The organism is Mesorhizobium sp. M1403, from assembly GCF_040317695.1.
Lineage (GTDB): Bacteria > Pseudomonadota > Alphaproteobacteria > Rhizobiales > Rhizobiaceae > Mesorhizobium.
The window spans coordinates 211,624-229,288 of record NZ_JAMYKY010000002.1; the positions used below are offsets into that span (position 1 = coordinate 211,624).

General features: G+C 60.8%; 16 protein-coding genes and 1 riboswitch. Of the genes, 7 read left to right on the top strand and 9 right to left on the bottom strand.

Features of this window, described 5'->3' with window-relative positions; translation table 11 throughout:
* Positions 1-131: 131 nt before the first annotated feature.
* Positions 132-1,178, bottom strand: a complete 1,047-nt coding sequence (locus NKH01_RS05660; protein WP_352639240.1) for a DUF7146 domain-containing protein — start codon at positions 1,176-1,178, stop codon at positions 132-134.
* A complete protein-coding gene (locus NKH01_RS05665) occupies positions 1,178-1,495 on the bottom strand; it encodes a hypothetical protein (protein WP_353019398.1) in 318 nt (105 codons plus the stop codon). Before NKH01_RS05665 ends, NKH01_RS05660 begins: the two co-directional genes overlap by 1 nt.
* 962 nt (positions 1,496-2,457) lie before the next feature.
* On the opposite strand from NKH01_RS05665, the gene NKH01_RS05670 reads away from it, so the two are divergent.
* On the top strand, positions 2,458-3,729 hold the full coding sequence (locus NKH01_RS05670) for a tyrosine-type recombinase/integrase (RefSeq protein ID WP_353019400.1): 1,272 nt from the start codon (positions 2,458-2,460) through the stop codon (positions 3,727-3,729).
* Between the two features lie 1,084 nt (positions 3,730-4,813).
* Positions 4,814-5,068 (top strand): hypothetical protein, encoded by a 255-nt coding sequence (locus NKH01_RS05675; protein WP_352547670.1) that lies wholly within the window; start codon positions 4,814-4,816, stop codon positions 5,066-5,068.
* 317 nt (positions 5,069-5,385) lie between these two features.
* Here the strand turns inward: NKH01_RS05675 and NKH01_RS05685 are convergent, their stop codons facing one another.
* From NKH01_RS05685 to NKH01_RS05715, 7 genes are all read right to left on the bottom strand, one after another.
* Positions 5,386-6,147: a hydroxymethylpyrimidine/phosphomethylpyrimidine kinase gene (locus tag NKH01_RS05685; RefSeq protein WP_353019821.1), complete on the bottom strand. Its 762-nt coding sequence runs from the start codon at positions 6,145-6,147 to the stop codon at positions 5,386-5,388.
* Positions 6,138-6,743, bottom strand: coding sequence for a thiamine phosphate synthase (locus NKH01_RS05690; protein ID WP_352547674.1), 606 nt, complete (start codon positions 6,741-6,743; stop codon positions 6,138-6,140). The genes NKH01_RS05685 and NKH01_RS05690 overlap by 10 nt, the downstream gene beginning before the upstream one ends.
* Entirely contained in the window at positions 6,740-7,513 is a 774-nt protein-coding gene (locus NKH01_RS05695; protein ID WP_352547675.1) for a thiazole synthase, read from the bottom strand. Before NKH01_RS05695 ends, NKH01_RS05690 begins: the two co-directional genes overlap by 4 nt.
* A 3-nt stretch (positions 7,514-7,516) precedes the next feature.
* Complete coding sequence (thiS, locus tag NKH01_RS05700; protein ID WP_126104944.1) at positions 7,517-7,714, bottom strand: sulfur carrier protein ThiS; 198 nt, start codon at positions 7,712-7,714, stop codon at positions 7,517-7,519.
* The gene (gene thiO, locus NKH01_RS05705; RefSeq protein WP_353019402.1) at positions 7,683-8,684 is read right to left on the bottom strand and encodes a glycine oxidase ThiO; all 1,002 of its coding nucleotides are present in this window, start codon (positions 8,682-8,684) and stop codon (positions 7,683-7,685) included. Before thiO ends, thiS begins: the two co-directional genes overlap by 32 nt.
* Positions 8,681-10,516 (bottom strand): phosphomethylpyrimidine synthase ThiC, encoded by a 1,836-nt coding sequence (gene thiC / locus NKH01_RS05710; protein WP_353019403.1) that lies wholly within the window; start codon positions 10,514-10,516, stop codon positions 8,681-8,683. Before thiC ends, thiO begins: the two co-directional genes overlap by 4 nt.
* A 104-nt stretch (positions 10,517-10,620) precedes the next feature.
* Positions 10,621-10,737, bottom strand: a riboswitch (TPP riboswitch).
* Positions 10,738-10,919: 182 nt separating this feature from the next.
* Complete coding sequence (locus NKH01_RS05715; protein WP_353019404.1) at positions 10,920-12,464, bottom strand: Fic family protein; 1,545 nt, start codon at positions 12,462-12,464, stop codon at positions 10,920-10,922.
* Positions 12,465-13,605: 1,141 nt separating this feature from the next.
* Here NKH01_RS05715 and NKH01_RS05720 point away from each other — a divergent pair.
* The 5 genes from NKH01_RS05720 to NKH01_RS05740 all read left to right on the top strand — a co-directional run bounded on the left by NKH01_RS05720 (position 13,606) and on the right by NKH01_RS05740 (position 17,571).
* Positions 13,606-13,860 (top strand): YybH family protein, encoded by a 255-nt coding sequence (locus tag NKH01_RS05720; protein WP_353019406.1) that lies wholly within the window; start codon positions 13,606-13,608, stop codon positions 13,858-13,860.
* Entirely contained in the window at positions 13,857-14,060 is a 204-nt protein-coding gene (locus tag NKH01_RS05725) for a YybH family protein (protein WP_353019408.1), read from the top strand. Before NKH01_RS05720 ends, NKH01_RS05725 begins: the two co-directional genes overlap by 4 nt.
* Positions 14,061-14,575: 515 nt before the next feature.
* Positions 14,576-16,573, top strand: coding sequence for a conjugal transfer protein TraG (locus NKH01_RS05730; RefSeq protein WP_352639212.1), 1,998 nt, complete (start codon positions 14,576-14,578; stop codon positions 16,571-16,573).
* The gene (locus NKH01_RS05735) at positions 16,557-17,012 is read left to right on the top strand and encodes a CopG family transcriptional regulator (RefSeq protein ID WP_352661268.1); all 456 of its coding nucleotides are present in this window, start codon (positions 16,557-16,559) and stop codon (positions 17,010-17,012) included. The genes NKH01_RS05730 and NKH01_RS05735 overlap by 17 nt, the downstream gene beginning before the upstream one ends.
* Positions 17,013-17,394: 382 nt before the next feature.
* Entirely contained in the window at positions 17,395-17,571 is a 177-nt protein-coding gene (locus NKH01_RS05740; RefSeq protein ID WP_352479403.1) for a hypothetical protein, read from the top strand.
* Positions 17,572-17,665 lie beyond the last annotated feature (94 nt).

The following is a 17,665-nucleotide window of genomic DNA, read 5'->3' on the forward strand; positions in this document are numbered from 1 at the left end:
GTCGGCCGAAGACATTGCGAGGCCGGGTCGTTTGCTGGCCGATCGCCCTCTTGAAGGCCGGAGGCGCGGTTTCTCTCCGATCTCAGGAGCACCCGAGCAATGCCACGACGCGGGGAGCTGCCGGTTCCGGGCTATGCCGCCACTGGCATAAATCGGGCGATGTCCTGCGGGGCGAGTTGGACCCGGGCGCGCGCTCGAAGATCAGTAATGCCGAACTTACAGAGATCTTCGTTGAAATCGCCAAATGCCGGCGAGAGCACGATCGCCTCGATCCCGGCAGCATTTGCTCTTTCGATCAAGACATCACGCGCGCCGTCACCGGCTGGATCGGGGTCATGGACAATGTAGAGCCGTCTGAGGGTGACGGGGAACAGGATGGCAGCAAGATGCGCGGCCGAGAGTGCTGCGGCCATGGCCATGTCGGGCAAGATACACCGAAGCGACAGGACCGTCTCGATGCCCTCGCCGGCCGCCATGACTTCGCCGGGCCGACCAAAGCGAACCGCATGCCCGAGAAGGTCGCCCATAGCGCGCCTCGGGGTATCTACTGGTGCCTTGCCCTTGCCGGAAGGGTCAATCCAGGTGCGATGTGCGCCGGTCAAATGACCGCAGACATCGGTGACGGAAGCGATCATCGCCGGCCAGGTCTCAGTCGGCGAGTGTTGGTCGGACCGATAATAGCAGTGGGGGTGAAAACGCAGGCATTCAGTCCCATGCAAAGCAGTAATACTGCGGTTGCGCAGATACGTCTCTACGACCGTGCCCGCAATCGGCCGCGACACCGCAAACAGCCGACGCGCTTTCTCCGACGTTTCCGACGGCGCGGCCACCAACTTCGACCGGGTTGATGTCTGCTCTGGTTCGGGATGCGGTAACCCGAGAAACGCTATTGCCTCATGGGCAACGTCCCTGAAGTCGCTCAAGCCGCGGCTTTCGCGGATGATATCGAGAAGATCGCCATGCTCCCCGGTCGCCGCGTCAGTCCACTTGCCGGCTGCGCCCTTTCCGCTCTGCGAGCCGACGAGCCGCACGAACATCGAGCGGCCCGGCGTGTTTCGGACATCGCCGACAAACCAGTAGCGGCCCTCGCGATGTCCGTTAGATAGATAGTGGCGACAAACCGCCTCGGCCTGCCGGCCCAAGCGTTGCGCCAGGTTGGACGCGTCGTGCCGGGGCATCATGCATCCTCCCGCGTCTCGATGCGGCGCACGGGATAGCGCTCCAGCAGCTTGCCCAGAATTGCGGGTCCGAGCGCCTGCGGCTCAGTGGGAGTGGCCGACCCTGCGCGAATCTCGACGGCAAGGCGCGCGATGCGTCCACTGGTGGTCTCGCGCACGATGAGGTGCGAGTGGGTCGTCACTTCAGCTATGAGGTCAGGTCGGTCCTCGATCCAGATGTCAGCTTTGACGCGGGCCTGGGACGTGGAGAACGCCACCTTCTTGAAGGCGAAGTCTCGCGAGGACAGAAGGGTAATTTTCTGAACGGTAGTCGCCATGGGGATGTACTCCGAGACGGGCAGTCGAGAGCCTCTCTCTCGATTTTCAAACCCGTCATGGAGATTCCGGCACTCCTCGTCCTCTTGTGCTTGCCAGCCAACCGAGGTTGTCGCGGGATAGCAACTCAGTCACGGCGTTCCTGTTTACAAACGCGGCTGCAACATACAAACGTGCAGCAGTGGCAATTAAGGACCACAGCGCGGCGATGAACGACGAGCGCGGCCGGTCGCCCCCATTGGAAGCATCTCCGTTCTTCATCACGCCTTCGGCGCTGTGGCGTGCGACACCGAGGGCATGCGGCTGAGTTCGATGGCGAACAGAGCGCTTTTTGCGACGGGTAATCGATTTGGACGTGGGTAGTCATCACGCGCGGCCTACCGCTAATCGTCGCCAGCAATGACGTTGCCAGCCAAGAAGCGAAGGAGATACTCCGCTGCCCTGCTCGCCTGAAAGGCGGCGCGGGGCGCGCGGGCGTTGCGACGCAATAGGCCCTGCCGGCAGTATCGATACTGAAACGATGGTCGAATCCCCTTAGGAGTGTGTCTGGCCGGACTGGAAGCAGAGGCCAGCCAAAGACTTGTTGGCGCAACCACTCCGATTGACAGGTCGAAGGCGCCCCTTCGCCGCAGCACCTCCGGCGGGCGGTTTTCGCAGCCGGTTTTTTGGAGAAGAGTTCTCCGGCAGGACCATGTCCAGAACGGCGAGACAGGACGGAGTGCTCAACGAGGTCCGCGAACAGCTCGGACCTAAGAACTGCTGAGGACTTCCTATTGAAAATCCCCGACCAATTCGACGAGACCACGCCACTGCGCGTCGAAATCGCTGCGCGAATTGCCTTTCCCGACGGCTCGATGAGCGCAGCAGGCCTACGCAAGGAACGTGACGCCGGTCGACTTGAAACGGAGCTAATCGCCGGAAAGGAATACGTGAGCTTGATGGCAATCGCGAGGATGAGGGAACTATGCCGCGGACGTCGAAAGGGCCACGCCTGGTATGGCGTGACGAAAGCTGGAAAAAAGATGGAACGCGCCGAAACAAAGCTGGATGGTTTATCCGCGATGGAACCAGCTTCATCAGCGCTGGCGGCGGCGAAAAAGGCCGTCCGGGAACTGAAGCTGAAAAGGCGCTCGCCGCCTACATCGGAAGCAAATACCACCGAGCGCGGGGAGCCGAGGACGTCTTAATTGCCGATGTGGTCAACCTCTACCTTAAAGAGGTTGCACCGAAGCACGCCACACCAGAAGAGACGGCGGCTCGGCTGGACAAGGTCCTTGATTTCTTCGGGGAAAAGACTCTCGCCGCCATCAATGGCAAACTCTGCCGCGAATACGTTGCGTCGCGCCCCACCGAAGCCGCGGCGCGCCGCCAACTCGAGGATCTTCGTGCCGCCATCAACTACTACCGCAAGGAGGGTTATACAACCGCCGCACCGACCATCATCCTGCCTGACAAGGCCGCCGCACGCGAACGCTGGTTGACCCGCAGTGAGGCGGCCGCACTGATCTGGGCCGCTTGGCGTATGAAGCAGACATGGAAGGGCCAAGAGAGTGGCCGGCGAACTGGACGACATCTCGCGCGCTTCATCCTCGTCGCGCTTTATACAGGAACGCGCTCGGCCGCAATCTGCGGTGCCGCCATGCGTCCAACCAAAGGGCGCGGTCATGTGGACCTAGACCGCGGTATCTTCTATCGCGGTGCCACCGGCGCTAGGAAGACCAAGAAGCGGCAACCCCCCGTACCCTTGCCGGAGCGGCTGCTGGCGCACCTCCGGCGCTGGGCGCGCACTGATCTCCACATCGAGACCAAATCGCGCGGCAAAAGTGCGAACATCGGTCGCAAGATATCGCAGGATTTTGTCGTGGAATGGAATGGAAAGCCGGTGCAGTCGATAGACAAGAGCTTCAAGACGGCGCGCGAAATCGCCGGCCTGAGGCCCGACGTCACTCCGCACGTGTTCCGCCACACCGCGGCGACTTGGTTGATGCAGGCCGGCACCGATATGTGGCAGGCTGCGGGCTTTCTTGGCATTACGGTGGATGTCCTGATCGAAACTTACGGTCATCATCATCCTAATTTCTTGGCAGACGCCGCCGAGAAGATCACGAAGAAGCCGGTTTTCTCCAAGTCGCCGCAAACCGTTCCCAGTATAACTCAAATCGCAAGACACGAACGCGGTGTGCTCATCCCACAGGTTTCCCACAGAGACGGCGAAAGGAAACGTGACCAGTCGTGAGCGAACGTGGCGAAGGAGCCCAAAAACATAGCGGCTTGCTGGTAAATCCACATCGTTCGGGACGATGGGATCGCACGTTCAAAACTGCCATCCGCACCCGCTAAAAGGTCTACTCCGGCTCCCGGGGCGCGTGCTCCCAGCCGTGCCGTGGATCGGTTTGCCGGGTCCCGAAAGCGACATTGAGTGTCGGAGGATTAGAGGCAAAGGTCGTGATGCTTGGCTTGACGGTGGCATGCGGATCCCCGATGTTATCCGAGCGCGTTTGACCTGCCGTCCATCAGAGAGGGCATCACGGCGAGTGATTTCGCCTTGCTGCTGAGCGCTGAACGGCGTGAGGTGCCCCGCTTCGGTGAGACCATCACGCTTCGGTTCCTGCCGGGATGCGCGCGCATCGCCGAGGCGTGAGAATTCGCTGAACCGTCTATCCTCGCCAAAGCTCAAGCTGTCGTCGGTCAAGGCCTGTCGATTTCATTTAGAGCGGTTCATTCAGCAGCTTGTTCGATCCGTCGTCCAGCGTGTACTCGTTTGTTCGAAGGTTCAGGATACAGTCGCAACTGGCTCACAATCTGATCTGGAGCCTCCAACAAGGTCAACTGCTGATCCTCCCGTTCGACCCACTGGAAGAATCATCGGGTGCGGGCGACTGGCGCTCCAGGCGGCTACTTGGGCGACCAAGGGAGGCATTCACTCACGACCGCCGCGGCGGGTTCTTCGACGAGCCGCTGGCGTGAACGCCATACCTTTCATGGACACATATTGTGAAAACGCGTGATAAGGTCGGCCTGCGCTAGACTCAAAAATGGCAGGGCACCAGAAGATGGCACGCCGAACGCGCAACGCAGTGCTTGGCTTCGCGGCGCTTGCCTTAAGCGCGTGCCAATCGGCTCCTGAAACGCCGCAACCCGCCACTCGCGAACGTGCGTCAGAACCTGGTATCATTCCTCCAGAACCTGCCTTGGTTCCTGCCGCTGTTCCTTCTGGCTCGGCAATCAATGACCAATCCGGAGCGGTCACTCCACCTGGCAAGGGCGTTCCACCGAAGTACGCTGCTTTTTCCGGACTATGGGCCGGTCGATTGGAGGGGATGTATGACGCCAAACTCGCTGTTCAAACGGTTTCTTCCAATGGGAAGGTGACGGTCACCTATGCGTGGGGAAATCTGGGCGACAACTATCCGGGAGAGGCCGCCGGCGCTGGAAGAATTGTAGGGAGCACGTTGAAGCTTGAGCGCCTACCGAATGGCGCGGACGTCAGTTTTGTCATGGCCCCCGACGGAGCACTGGCCGGAACCGTTACGCTTGCCGGCCAGACCTACACGGGCGCGTTCCTCAAGCAATGATCAAAGACGCATCTGAAGGTTATGCAGAGGGCCAGACGACTGTTCCAATATGGCCGTCTACTCGGTTCCGTCCCGACTCTATTAAGGCGGCGAGATCATCACCTTCCGGGAGGAGCGAAGAGCACGGCCAGCCGATTTAGAGCTCAAGCCTTGTCGTTTAACGCATTTTGGCGCGATCCCTGGTGAAATTACTGCCACGAGCTCGGGTTGACCTGTCGTGTTGTTGCGATGTTTCATCGGATAGTTTGCGCCAGCGAGCAAGACGCTCAGGATGCAGCGTAACAGCAGCCAAAGCTGCTTGTACCGCTTAACCGGGTTCATTCTGCTCCATTCTTCTGAAACGTATCGAAGACAAGCCGCTTGCCTTCGCGCACGCTGTCTTCGAGCGACTTCGCCTTCGCCAGATGGGCCGCAATCGCGCTGGCCAGAATGCAACCCGTCCCGCGCATTGATCCGGCAAGGCGCGGTGCGTCGAAGCGGATTGGTTCTTGATCGGAATGCAACAGAATATCGGTTGATCGAGGTCCTGATGCGTGGCCTCCCTTGATCAGCAAGGCCTGAGGGCCGGCGGCCAGCAGTCTTTGTCCCTGTAGGAGCGCACCGTCCTCATCCATTGCCAGTTCTGAGCCAATAAGGAGCGCCAATTCAGGAAGGTTAGGCGTGACAAGGCAGCAAAGCGGCATCAGATCGCGCTTCATGACAGCGATAGCGTCTGCTTCTAGGAGCGCCCGGCCTGAGGTGGAGGCCAGCACAGGGTCGAATACTGCCGGCACTTGCGGGCATTTGCGCAGCACAGTGGCAACGGCAACAATGATATCGGCACTCGCCAACATGCCGATCTTGATTGCCGCCACTTCGTTGGCCTGCAGCGCGACGCGCATCTGATCGGCCACCAGGCTTGGTGGCGAACGATGAATTTCCATCACGGCGTCGTGCGTTTGCACCGTTAGCGCTGTCACGGCCAGACAGGTGCGTACGCCAATGGAAGCGATCGTTTCGATATCGCGTGCTATTCCAGCACCCCCGCTGGAATCTGATCCGCCAACGACAAGCACATGCGGTTCTCGTCTCATCGCCATCGGTCCGTCTTTTCGATCCATTCTCGCGTGCGTGCTTCGGGATCGGAGCTCAACGTGATGTCGGTGACCACTGCGGCGCTGTTGGCGCCGGCTTCAAAGACGCCGTCGAGGCGGTCAAGGTTGAGGCCGCCGATAGTGACTAATGGGATCGGCGCCACCCGACGGTTCCACTCGCCGATCCGCTCTAGTCCTTGCGGCGCCCACTTCATCTTCTTCAAGATGGTGGGATAGATCGGACCGAGCGCAACATAGTCGGGCTCGGCAAACATGGCCGTTTCCAGCTCGACATGATCATGCGTGCTCAACCCGAGCCTGACACCGGCTGACCGTATCCTGGAGAGGTCGGCGGTTTGCAGATCCTCCTGGCCGAGATGCACGAAGTCGCAACCCTCCTCGATTGCCAGGCGCCAATGATCGTTGACGATGAGCTGGCTTTTGTGTTGGGCACACAAGGCCTTCGACTTCCGGATCTCGGCGCGCAACCCGGTCTCATTCATGCTTTTGATGCGAAGCTGAACCAGCTTGACGCCGAGCGGCGCCAACCTTTCGATCCAGGCGGCGCTGTCGACGATCAGGTAGAAGGGATCGAGCTTCATGAAAAAACCGCCCTGCCGAATGTCGGCGTCGACGGCACCGCGACCTCGCGCGGTTCGAGCATTCCGGAACGAAAGGCTTCACGGCCGGCTTCGACCGCCTTGCCGAATGCGCGCGCCATGCCGACCGGATCGCCCGCCTTGGCGACTGCGGTATTCAGGAGCACGGCGTCAAAGCCGAGTTCCATGACCGTTGCCGCGTGCGATGGGCGCCCGAGGCCTGCATCCACAATCAGTGGGACTTCGGGGAAATGACTGCGCATCGAGCACAGCGCCGTTATGTTGATCGGTCCGAGGGCGGAACCGATCGGTGCGCACCACGGCATTAGGACCTTGCAGCCCGCCTCCAGCAGCCGCTCGGCGACGACAAGGTCGTCGGTCGTATAGGGGAACACCGAAAAGCCGTCCTCGCACAGGATGCGGGCGGCTTCGACCAGGCCGAACACATCAGGTTGCAGAGTGTCGTCGTTGCCGATCACCTCGAGTTTGATCCAGGTCGTCCCGAACACCTCACGCGCCATTTTCGCGGTTGTGACCGCTTCCTTGACCGAGTGGCAGCCGGCCGTGTTGGGCAGGATTCTTGTGCCATGCGAGCGGATCAGCGACCAGAATTTTTCGCCAGCCCTGCCGCCCGCCATCTCACGCCGCAGGGACACGGTCACCACCGACGTGCCCGATGCCTGGACCGCATCGGCAAGGATGGCGGGCGAAGGATATTGTGCCGTGCCGAGAAGCAGGCGGGAAGGAAGCGTCGTCCCGAGAAAGTCGAACATGCTCTAACCTCCCTGCATAGGCGACAAGATTTCGATTCGGTCGCCGTCGCTTAAACGGAATTCTGCCCGGTTGGCTTTGTGCACGAGGTCGCTGTTGACGGCGGTGGCGAGCCAGTCGCCCTCATAGTCGAGCGCGGCAAGCAGCTCAGCCAGCGTGGTGGCGGCAACCTCATGCGCCTCGCCGTTGACCATCAGTTTCATGAGCAAGCTCCTTGGTTCTGTCCTGATTAAAAAACAGTTCGGCCGCCTGGCGGGCCATGGCTGGGGCGAGCAGAAAGCCATGGCGATAGAGGCCGTTGATCGCGACGGTGTTTCCGCTTGTTTCGATGCGCGGCAGGTTGTCTAGAAAGGCCGGACGAACGCCGACACCAGCCTCAACGATCTCGGCCTCGCCGAATGCCGGATGGAGCGCGCAGGCGGCGCTGAGCAACTCCATCATCGAACGCGCCGTGACCGGTTCTGTGGACTGGCTTTCGATCATCGTCGCGCCAACCATGAAACGGTGATCGGTACGCGGTACCACGTAGAGCGGAAAGCGCGGATGAAGCAGCCGGACCGGGCGTGACAGCGAAATGTCCGGCGTGCGCAGGATCAGCATCTCGCCGCGAACGCCGCGCAGCCCGTCGTCTTCTGCCGCCATCCCCGTGCAATCGATCTGACGATCGAAGCCGGAAATGTGCCGGGCATCGGCGCCGAAGCGGAATTCGACACCCATGGCTGCAAGCTTGTCATGAAGTGCTGCCATCGCCTGACGCGGGTCGAGATGAGCCTCATCGGGGAAGAGCAATCCGCGCCGGAAGCGGCCGACGAGGTCGGGTTCCAGGAGCGCAATTTCGTCTTCATCGACACGCCGATGCCCTGACGTGCGACTGGCGAACCGGTCAAGCTCACCGGCATCACGCGGCGCGGCCACGACCAGTGTTCCGGCCCGTGTCACCTGACCCGGCAGTACCGCATCCCACCAGTCGGCGGCGTCACGTCCGAGATCCAGCACCGGCTGCTCCGCGCTTTCACACTCGCACCATGGCGCCAGCATGCCGCCGGCGAACCACGACGCATTGCCGCCGAGGGCATGTCTTGTCTCGGCGACTGTGACCGTCGCGCCGCGGACGGCGAGTTCGAAGGCCGCGGTGAGGCCGGCGACGCCGGCCCCTTTTACCAGCATCCTCATGGTCGCTCGTGCGCCTCCGGCACGAGCGGTGCGCCGGTCTCGTCAGCTGGCATGTAGAGATCGCCGCCTTCACGGTATTTCGCCGCCATCGCCGCCATGCCTTCTTTCTGTGCCTCGGCGCGGATGTCGTGGGAGATACGCATGGAGCAGAATTTCGGCCCGCACATCGAGCAGAAATGCGCCACCTTATGCGCTTCCTTGGGCAAGGTCTGGTCGTGGAAGGACCGCGCGGTTTCCGGGTCGAGCGACAGATTGAACTGGTCCTCCCAGCGGAACTCGAAGCGCGCGCGGGAAAGGGCATCATCTCTGGCTTTCGCTGCCGGATGGCCCTTCGCCAGGTCGGCGGCATGCGCCGCGATCTTGTAGGTGATCACGCCGGTCTTGACGTCGTTGCGATCGGGAAGGCCGAGATGTTCCTTCGGCGTGACATAGCAGAGCATGGCGGTGCCGAACCAACCGATTATGGCAGCACCGATGCCGGAGGTGATGTGGTCGTAGCCCGGCGCGATGTCGGTCGTCAGCGGTCCAAGCGTATAGAACGGCGCCTCGCCGCAAACGGCGAGCTGCTTGTCCATGTTCTGCTTGATCTTGTGCATCGGCACGTGGCCGGGCCCCTCGATCATCACCTGGCAATCCTTCGCCCAGGCGATCTGCGTCAGCTCGCCCAGCGTTTCCAGTTCGGCGAATTGCGCCGCATCATTGGCATCGGCGATGGAGCCGGGACGAAGGCCGTCACCGAGCGAGAAGGACACGTCATAGGCCCGGCAGATGTCGCATATCTCCGCGAAATGCTCGTAAAGAAAGCTCTCCCTGTGATGGTGCAGGCACCATTTGGCCATGATCGAGCCACCGCGCGAGACGATGCCCGTGACCCGGTCAACAGTCATCGGAATATAGTGGAGCCGCACGCCGGCGTGGATGGTGAAATAGTCGACGCCTTGTTCGGCCTGTTCGATCAGCGTGTCTCGATAGACCTCCCAGCTCAGATCCTCGGCGATGCCGCCCACCTTCTCCAGCGCCTGATAGAGCGGCACCGTGCCGATCGGCACCGGCGCATTGCGCACGATCCATTCGCGGATGTTGTGGATGTTGCGACCGGTCGACAGGTCCATCACCGTGTCGGCGCCCCAGCGGATCGCCCACACCATCTTTTCCACTTCCTCGGCCATCGAGGAGGTGACCGCTGAATTGCCGATATTGGCGTTGATCTTGACCAGGAAATTGCGGCCGATGATCATCGGCTCGCTCTCGGGATGATTAATGTTGGCGGGAATGATTGCCCGTCCGCGCGCCACCTCGTCCCGCACGAACTCCGGCGTTACGAAATCGGGGATGGCCGCGCCGAAGGCTTCGCCGTCGCGCTGCAGCTTGCCGCGCGACATCTGACGGCCGAGGTTCTCGCGGATGGCGACGAACTCCATCTCGGGGGTGATGATGCCGGCGCGCGCATAGCCAAGCTGGGTCACCGCCTTGCGTGCCTTGGCCCTGAGTGGCCGGTTGCGAATGGGAAATTCCGGTGTCAGGCGCTCGCCCGCCGCAACTCCATTGTCTTCCGGCCGGACATGGCGGCCGTCATAGGCTTCAACGTCGCCGCGTGCTGCAATCCATTCATGGCGAAGCCGGGCTAGGCCTTTTTCGATGCTGGTTTCGACAGTCGGGTCCGTATAGGGGCCGGACGGATCGTAGACGGTGACGGGCGGTTCGCCGGCCGTCGGATGGACGGAGATTTCGCGCATCGGCACCCTGATCTGCGGGTGGATGGCACCGGGCTTGTGGATTTTTCGTGAGGCGGGCAGCGGTCCCGTCGAGACGGCGGGGGTGAGGGCATTCATCTTGAGGCTCCTTTGCTCGTTGCATTGGAGACCCAGTTCTGTGCCGGGAGGATGAAAAGACGCTTCTGTCGACCTGCCGAAACAGGACCTCGGGCGTAAACTCCCGCAAAGCGCTTGCACCGTCCCTACGCCAGTATGAACTGGATCAGGTTCAACGGGTCACTGCGCCGCGAATGCCAGCAGTATCTCAGCCCCTTGCCGGGACTCCCCTGGTGAATGCGTGAGGTTGGACGGGACGGCTCCGGTTTGTCAAGCGCGTTCTGGCCGCGGCTGATCGGCGGCCGGTCAGACCGTGCGGAAAAAATCGTGCATGTCTCGGCGACAAGTCAAGCCTCGGAGATGAAGGCAGGGACAAGGGAATCCCAAACCGTCGGACTAAAAATCGATCCTGATGATCACACCTTCAATGGGCACCAAAGGTTTGCGCGTAGATCGCCTCGATTCTTCCTGCCTCGTCACTGGTCAGCGTGGCGAATTCCTTTTCGCGCGCGCGGTTCGATAGATGTCCATCATTCTGGTGAAGAAAACGGAAGAGCAGATCGGTCAACCGCTCGGGCATGTCAATAAAGGCGTCCACCTGCTGCCGGAACTGATCGTAGCGCTGCAGAAATGCGGTTTCCTCGGGAAGGTCCCGTTCGATCGTCCGCTGAACGCAGGCATAGAGGAATTCGGCGTGCGGGGTTGCATCGAAGAACCGGTAGAAATCACCGGTGTCATTCAGCACCCGGACGTTGAATTGCGGCGTCGGTTCCCATTCCACCAACGGCAGAAGGCGCTGCGAATAGCTCTCGAGCACGCCCCTGTACTCGTTGATCTGGTCCAGGATCGCGGCCGAGACGGGAAAGACCACTCCCGGCGGATTGAAGCCGCGCATGGCAAGGACGTGGTGGATTAGGTAGCGGTGAATGCGGCCGTTTCCGTCCTCGAACGGGTGAATGTAGACAAAGCCGAAGGCGAGGATTGCGGCGGCTACGACTGCATCAAGGTTTTGCGCGGGGCCCTGATCGAACGCCGCCATTCCATCGATTAGCCGCGGCAGGTCCTCGGGCCGAGCGCTGATGTGATCGGGCAAGGGCGTGCCGTTGTCTCGGTCATGCTCACCGACGAAACCTCCTTCTTTTCGGAAGCCAAGTCTTACGAAACGGGCGTCGCCAAGTACAATTCTTTGCAGACGCAGCAGCTCATCGCGATCGATCGGCCAGCGGCCGGCTTCGCCGATGGCGCGGCCCCAGCGCTGGATGCGATCTTGCGGCGGGTGCTCGCCCTCGATCGCATAGCTTGATCGCGAGTCTTTGAGCAAAAGAAAGGCGGCGGTCCGAGCAAGAAGGTCGCGCGGCACGTCCGCTACGATTGCCTCCGCGCGCCGCGGTAGTTCAAGGCCGATGAATTTTTCGAGAATCTTGGTGCGGAACACCAGAGGGCAGAACTCACGCGTGCCGGGGAGATTGTCCCTTACGCGGTAGCGCGAAGCGGTCTTGTCGGGTCCGGGCCACTGCAGCTCGGGATCGACAACCGGAATGTATCGTCCGGCCGCCGCGTCCGGCAGATCGATACGCGCGCCCCTCAGCCATTCATATAAAAACCAGATGCGGCGGGCATAACTGCCGGTCGGGCTTTCACGGACCAGCGCCTCGATCGGCGCGGGACCGGTCACTTGGAACAGCCGCTTGAGGACGGCAAGGTCCAGTCCCTCGTACTTGAGCGCAAAGGTCAGGTGGCCTTCGAGGGTAGGATTTGGGGCGTGGCGGGGGGTCATGATCCGCCAGCCATCCCGTTCGGTAATGCGATGATGCTCGCCCGTGGCGAACAACCTACGGGGCAAGGGCACGGCGAGCCTGTAGGCTCCGATCAGGGCGCTGTACCCGGCCGGGGTCGCCGTTTCAGGAAGGCGGATTTCCTGAAAAACGGTAACAGGACCTGAAAATTGGTGCTCTTGCACCGTAGGCATGAAAAGCGAATCCTTTCATCGAATTTTGGTTCAGTTGGGCCAACACCTATGAAAAATGATCCTATTCCATGAAAATTGATGCCACAAGACAAATTTTCCGAAAACCGATTCTAAACGGTGCTGGAGTCATGAAGCAAGAACTCCGCCACCGGCTAAAGGAAGCGACTTCAGACAAAAAGGTGAGTCCAGGAACCGCCATTCGCCCGTCTCTTAGTCACGAGGCCGGCACGGATGGCCCGCCTTACGTCGAGCCGGATTGCTCGAAGAGAACCGCGCCGTTCGGGGCTCACTCATAGAGCGCTCCGGCGCGCGATCCCGATTTGATAGCCGCGATCACGCTCGCGACTGATCTTGGTGACGTGGCGGCGTCGGAGTAGAAAACTGATGCAGGATCTCGGTGGCGTCGTGTGTGTGTGACCTGAAGTGAGTTCTCTGCGGTATGGGGGACGGCACGCAGCGCGCGCGCCTTCTCGGCAAACAGATCGACGAAGCGGCACCGAAGGGAAGTTCCTGGCATTCATTCTCGCCATCGCTGCCCCAATTTGCCGACCGGACTGCCGATCGATCTCGCCCAATACTTTGCGCGCGCAAGGGCCGAAGCTGAACTGGGTGGCACCTGCTCATTCGGGAGCTAACTCATGCTTGGCGCGCTAGCCCGAGAGAGCTGTGCCTGATCGAATGCGTGAAATCGTAGCTCGGGGTGGAGAGGCTGACACGGTCATCTGTCACCCGCCTTCGGGCTGTAACGGAAAGCGCGACATCGTCTCCAATGCTCGTTCCCCACGTCGAGGGCCCAGCGGCTTGGCTGCGGGGGACTGTCAGCTAGTGGCCGCTGGGCCTTGACGACCAGCGAGCGTAAGAGGAGGCCCTGCGCTGGCTGACGAAAACTTGCGAGCAAAGCCACGGAAAAGCATCATTCGAACGAACTCTTCGTCGAGACGAGGAGGGCAGTGAGGCGGTAGCCGCCGCTTTGAAGCTCTCCGGCAGCTGCTACGCTGGTCGTTCAGAGGGTCGCAGCTGCGCTTGCGCCGTCATATCAGATAAGTCTAATATAATTCGCGCCTAGCCATCGAACGCCGCGGCGCCCTCGGGTCGGCGCTATTCATCGGGTGGGCATGTCGGGTACGCAAGGGAGGACGAAATGAGACTGGTTCAGTCATTTGCATTTGCTGCTGTGCTGCTTCTTTCGTCTGCATTGTCTGCGGCCGCCCACTCGGCTCGTGAGGACATCGAAGCGGCGTTGGTAAAATTCATGGACGCCTTCAACAGCGGAAACGCAGCAGCGGTAGGTCAAATGTATACCGACGATGCCGCCCTGCTGCCACCCGACGGCAAACGCGTCGATGACCGCAAGGGCGTGGAAGAATTCTGGCAGGCGCAATCAAGGCCGGGATGAAGAATCTCACCCTGAAGGCGCTGGAAGTGGAAGGGAGCGGGAATCTCGCCTACGAAGTTGGCGCATTTACGCTCAGTGTGCCGAGCAAAGGCGGTGCCCCTTCCACCGTTGCGGGCAAGTACATTGTCGTTTGGAAAAAAGGGGGCGACGGGACATGGCGCCTGCATCGGGACATCTGGAACTTAGGTGCGGCCCAATAGATTCCGCGATCCGTGAGGCCGGCGCGGCTTGCAACAGTTCCAACGAAAGTCCATGGCAATAGTTGATGTGACTGAATTGATTAAGAATTGAACAGACTTGATGGGTCTGCTCATCGAGTCGGCTCTGGATCTATCGCGCTACCGATCAGGGAGGCGGTAAGATTCGAGCTCAGCAGAACGGCTGACCACCACTTGCCGGGACTAGAGTGTTCTCCGGCTCGGCGCGCCGCTGAGGACTCTTGTTCATTTGGTCATGCGCAATCCGTGGTTCTCCAAGAACCCGTCCATCTCGTCAAATGCCATCTGAGCCGAGACAACTAACTATCATTGGGCAAGTAGCGGCTCAACGCTCCAGAAGAAAGCAGCCCCCCTATGCTCGTTCAACATTCGAGATCGCATCGGGCAAGTCTTTCCACGTCCGGGTACGCCATGCTGCTTCGACCGCCCCTTTTTTCTTGCGGATTTAGGAATTCGAGCTTTTCGGTTGTTCCGATCATCCATTTGGGAAACGACCGATGCCGGCAAGCAAGGTTTTATGGGGCCAGATCCTCACCGCCTTTCTGATCGTCGTCGCGACAACATGGGGAGCAACACAGTGGACGGCAGGGCGGCTCGGCTTTCAAAGCCAACTCGGTCCGCCGTGGTTCGAATTGGCTGGACACCCCGTTTATCCGCCGCCAGCCTTTTTCTGGTGGTGGTTTTTCTACGACGCCTACGCGCCGAACGTCTTCCTGGAGGGCGCGGCGATTGCGGCGAGCGGAAGCCTCATGGCTATCGTCGCAGCGATCGGGACGTCGCTGTGGCGGGCGCGCGAGGCAAAGGATACCACGACTTACGGCTCGGCGCGCTGGGCGACGCGAGACGAAATCAAGGCCGCTGGGATGATCGGTCAGGATGGGGTGATCCTGGGTATGTTGGGCCGACACTATCTGCGCCACGACGGTCCGGAACACGTGCTATGTTTCGCACCGACCCGAAGCGGCAAAGGCGTCGGCCTGGTCGTGCCGTCACTACTGACCTGGCCGGGTTCGGCAATCGTCCACGACATCAAAGGCGAAAACTGGGAACTGACGGCCGGATGGCGGGCCCGTTTCGGCCAGGTGCTTCTGTTCGACCCGACCAATGCTGGATCCGCAGCCTACAATCCTCTGCTGGAGGTGCGACGGGGCGAGTGGGAAGTTCGAGATGTGCAGAACGTGGCGGATGTCCTGGTCGACCCAGAAGGCACATTGGAACGCCGCAACCACTGGGAGAAGACCAGCCATGCGTTGCTGGTCGGCGCAATACTGCACGTGCTCTATGCGGAGAAAGACAAGACCCTCGCAGGCGTGGCGAACTTCCTTTCCGATCCAGAGCGGCCAATCGAGGCAACGCTGCGCGCCATGATGCTGACGCGGCATTTGGGTGATGCAGGCCCGCATCCCGTCGTGGCGTCGGCTGCTCGGGAACTGCTTAACAAGTCCGAGAACGAGCGTTCCGGCGTGCTCTCGACGGCCATGAGTTTTCTGGGCCTCTACCGCGATCCAGTTGTGGCCAAGGTGACGTCATGCTGTGACTGGCGGATCGCAGACCTTGTCGAGGAGGCACGGCCGACGACGCTCTATCTGGTCGTGCCGCCATCGGACATCAGTCGCACAAAGCCGCTGATGCGACTCGTGCTTAACCAGATCGGCCGCAGGCTCACCGAAGATCTTCACGCGAAGGATCACCGGCAGCGTCTTTTGATGCTGCTGGACGAGTTTCCCGCGCTCGGCAGGCTCGATTTCTTCGAAAGCGTGCTGGCCTTCATGGCCGGGTATGGCATCAAGTCGTTCCTGATTGCACAATCGCTCAATCAGATCGAGAAGGCCTACGGACCGAACAATTCCATCCTCGACAATTGTCATGTGCGGGTGAGCTTCGCCACGAATGACGAGAGGACGGCCAAGCGCGTCTCAGACTCTCTGGGGACCGCGACCGAGTTGCGCGCCATGAAAAACTATGCGGGGCACAGATTGTCGCCCTGGCTCGGGCATCTGATGGTCTCGCGGCAGGAAACGGCGCGTGCACTAATGACGCCGGGCGAGATCATGCAGCTGCCCCCGACCGAGGCGATCATTATGATCTCGGGCCAGTTCCCAATCCGTGCGACGAAGGCACGCTACTTTGCCGACCCGCGTCTTGCCGAGCGTGTCTTGCCGCCGCCAAGGACCGGAGGGACAATGAAGAACGCTCGCTCTGAGGACTGGACCGACACGACACTTCTTGCTGAGCCGGAAGGCAAATCTCGCAAGCTGAGGCTTGCCAGGGATCAGCAGGACGAGGATCCGGCCAATGGCGGCATTCGCCGCCAGCCCGAGCTTCCCGAACACGAAGACATCGCGCCGGAACGAACGCCACGCTGCGACGATGAGTTCGACCTCGACAGGGACGAGCCCGATGATGACGCCGTTCGTCGCCGCAGTGTCGATCAAGCCATGAGACGCGCAGCTCGTCAGGCCGCCCTTGACCCCAATGATGGCATTGAGCTTTGAGCGCATGAAGAACGCCAAGAAAAGACGTCTCTCTGCCTATCTCGACCCTGACGTAATGAGGGCACTGGCAGATTACGCTGGGCGGCGCGAGGTCTCGCTGTCACTGGTCGCCGAGGCTGCGCTCGCGTCGTTCCTGTCGCCGGACGCCGAAGAACGAAAGCAAGCGGCGATCACTCGCCGCCTCGACCAGATCGATCGACGCGTGCAGCGGGTCGAGCGTGACGTCGGAATTGCTATTGAGACGCTAGCATTGTTCGTCCGGTTTTGGCTCAACTCGACTCCAGCCTTGCCGGAATCGGCGCAAGCGGAGGCGCGCGCCAAGGGCTTGCAGCGCTACGACAATTTCGTCGATGCGCTCGGTCGCCGGCTCAGCAAAGGACCAAGGCTCAGGCAGGAGATAGCCGACGATGTTCCGCCAGCGCCGCCGGCAACTGGATGAGCTGCCGGCAAGACAGGCGCTTCAAAAGCCCAACCCCGGTGCCCGATTGCGGAGCTATTTTGCGCAGCTGATACCCATCAGATCACCTTTCATCGGAGCGGCGGACCTCGGCATTCGTCTCCACAGTCGATCTCGGCTAGCAGTGTGCCTTGCCGGATTGGAGTTCTTTCGACCGCGCATGCTTGGTTGAATTCGAGCCTCGCCGCCCCGAGGAACAGGTTCTTGCCCGCGCCGTACCAAAGATTGATAATCACTTTGAAACTGCCCGGTGGCACGGTATCGCTGCCGAACCGGACATCAGGTCTTTCCTTGGCGCAATAACTTTGAAACAAATCCTGCTGGCAGGCGTTCCAGCATAGCGGGCGGGTTTCCGGAGGACCCAATGCCCGACGAATACAATGACATCGTCATCCCCCAAGACCACGACGCATTGCCACTTCGGGAGGAGGAGTATTTCGTCGTCTGCCCGGCGTGCGGCCAGGCGTTCGACATCAGGTGTATGGCAGAGGCGCTTCATCACAACGAGCTGGGCCATCAGCCCTACGACCTCGACTCGTAGTCGCCGGCGTTGCCGTCGGGTCAGCTTACAACGAATCCCTGTCGCGAGGGCGTAGCTTTGCCGGCACGCTGTGTCGTGACAGACACCTTGCAGG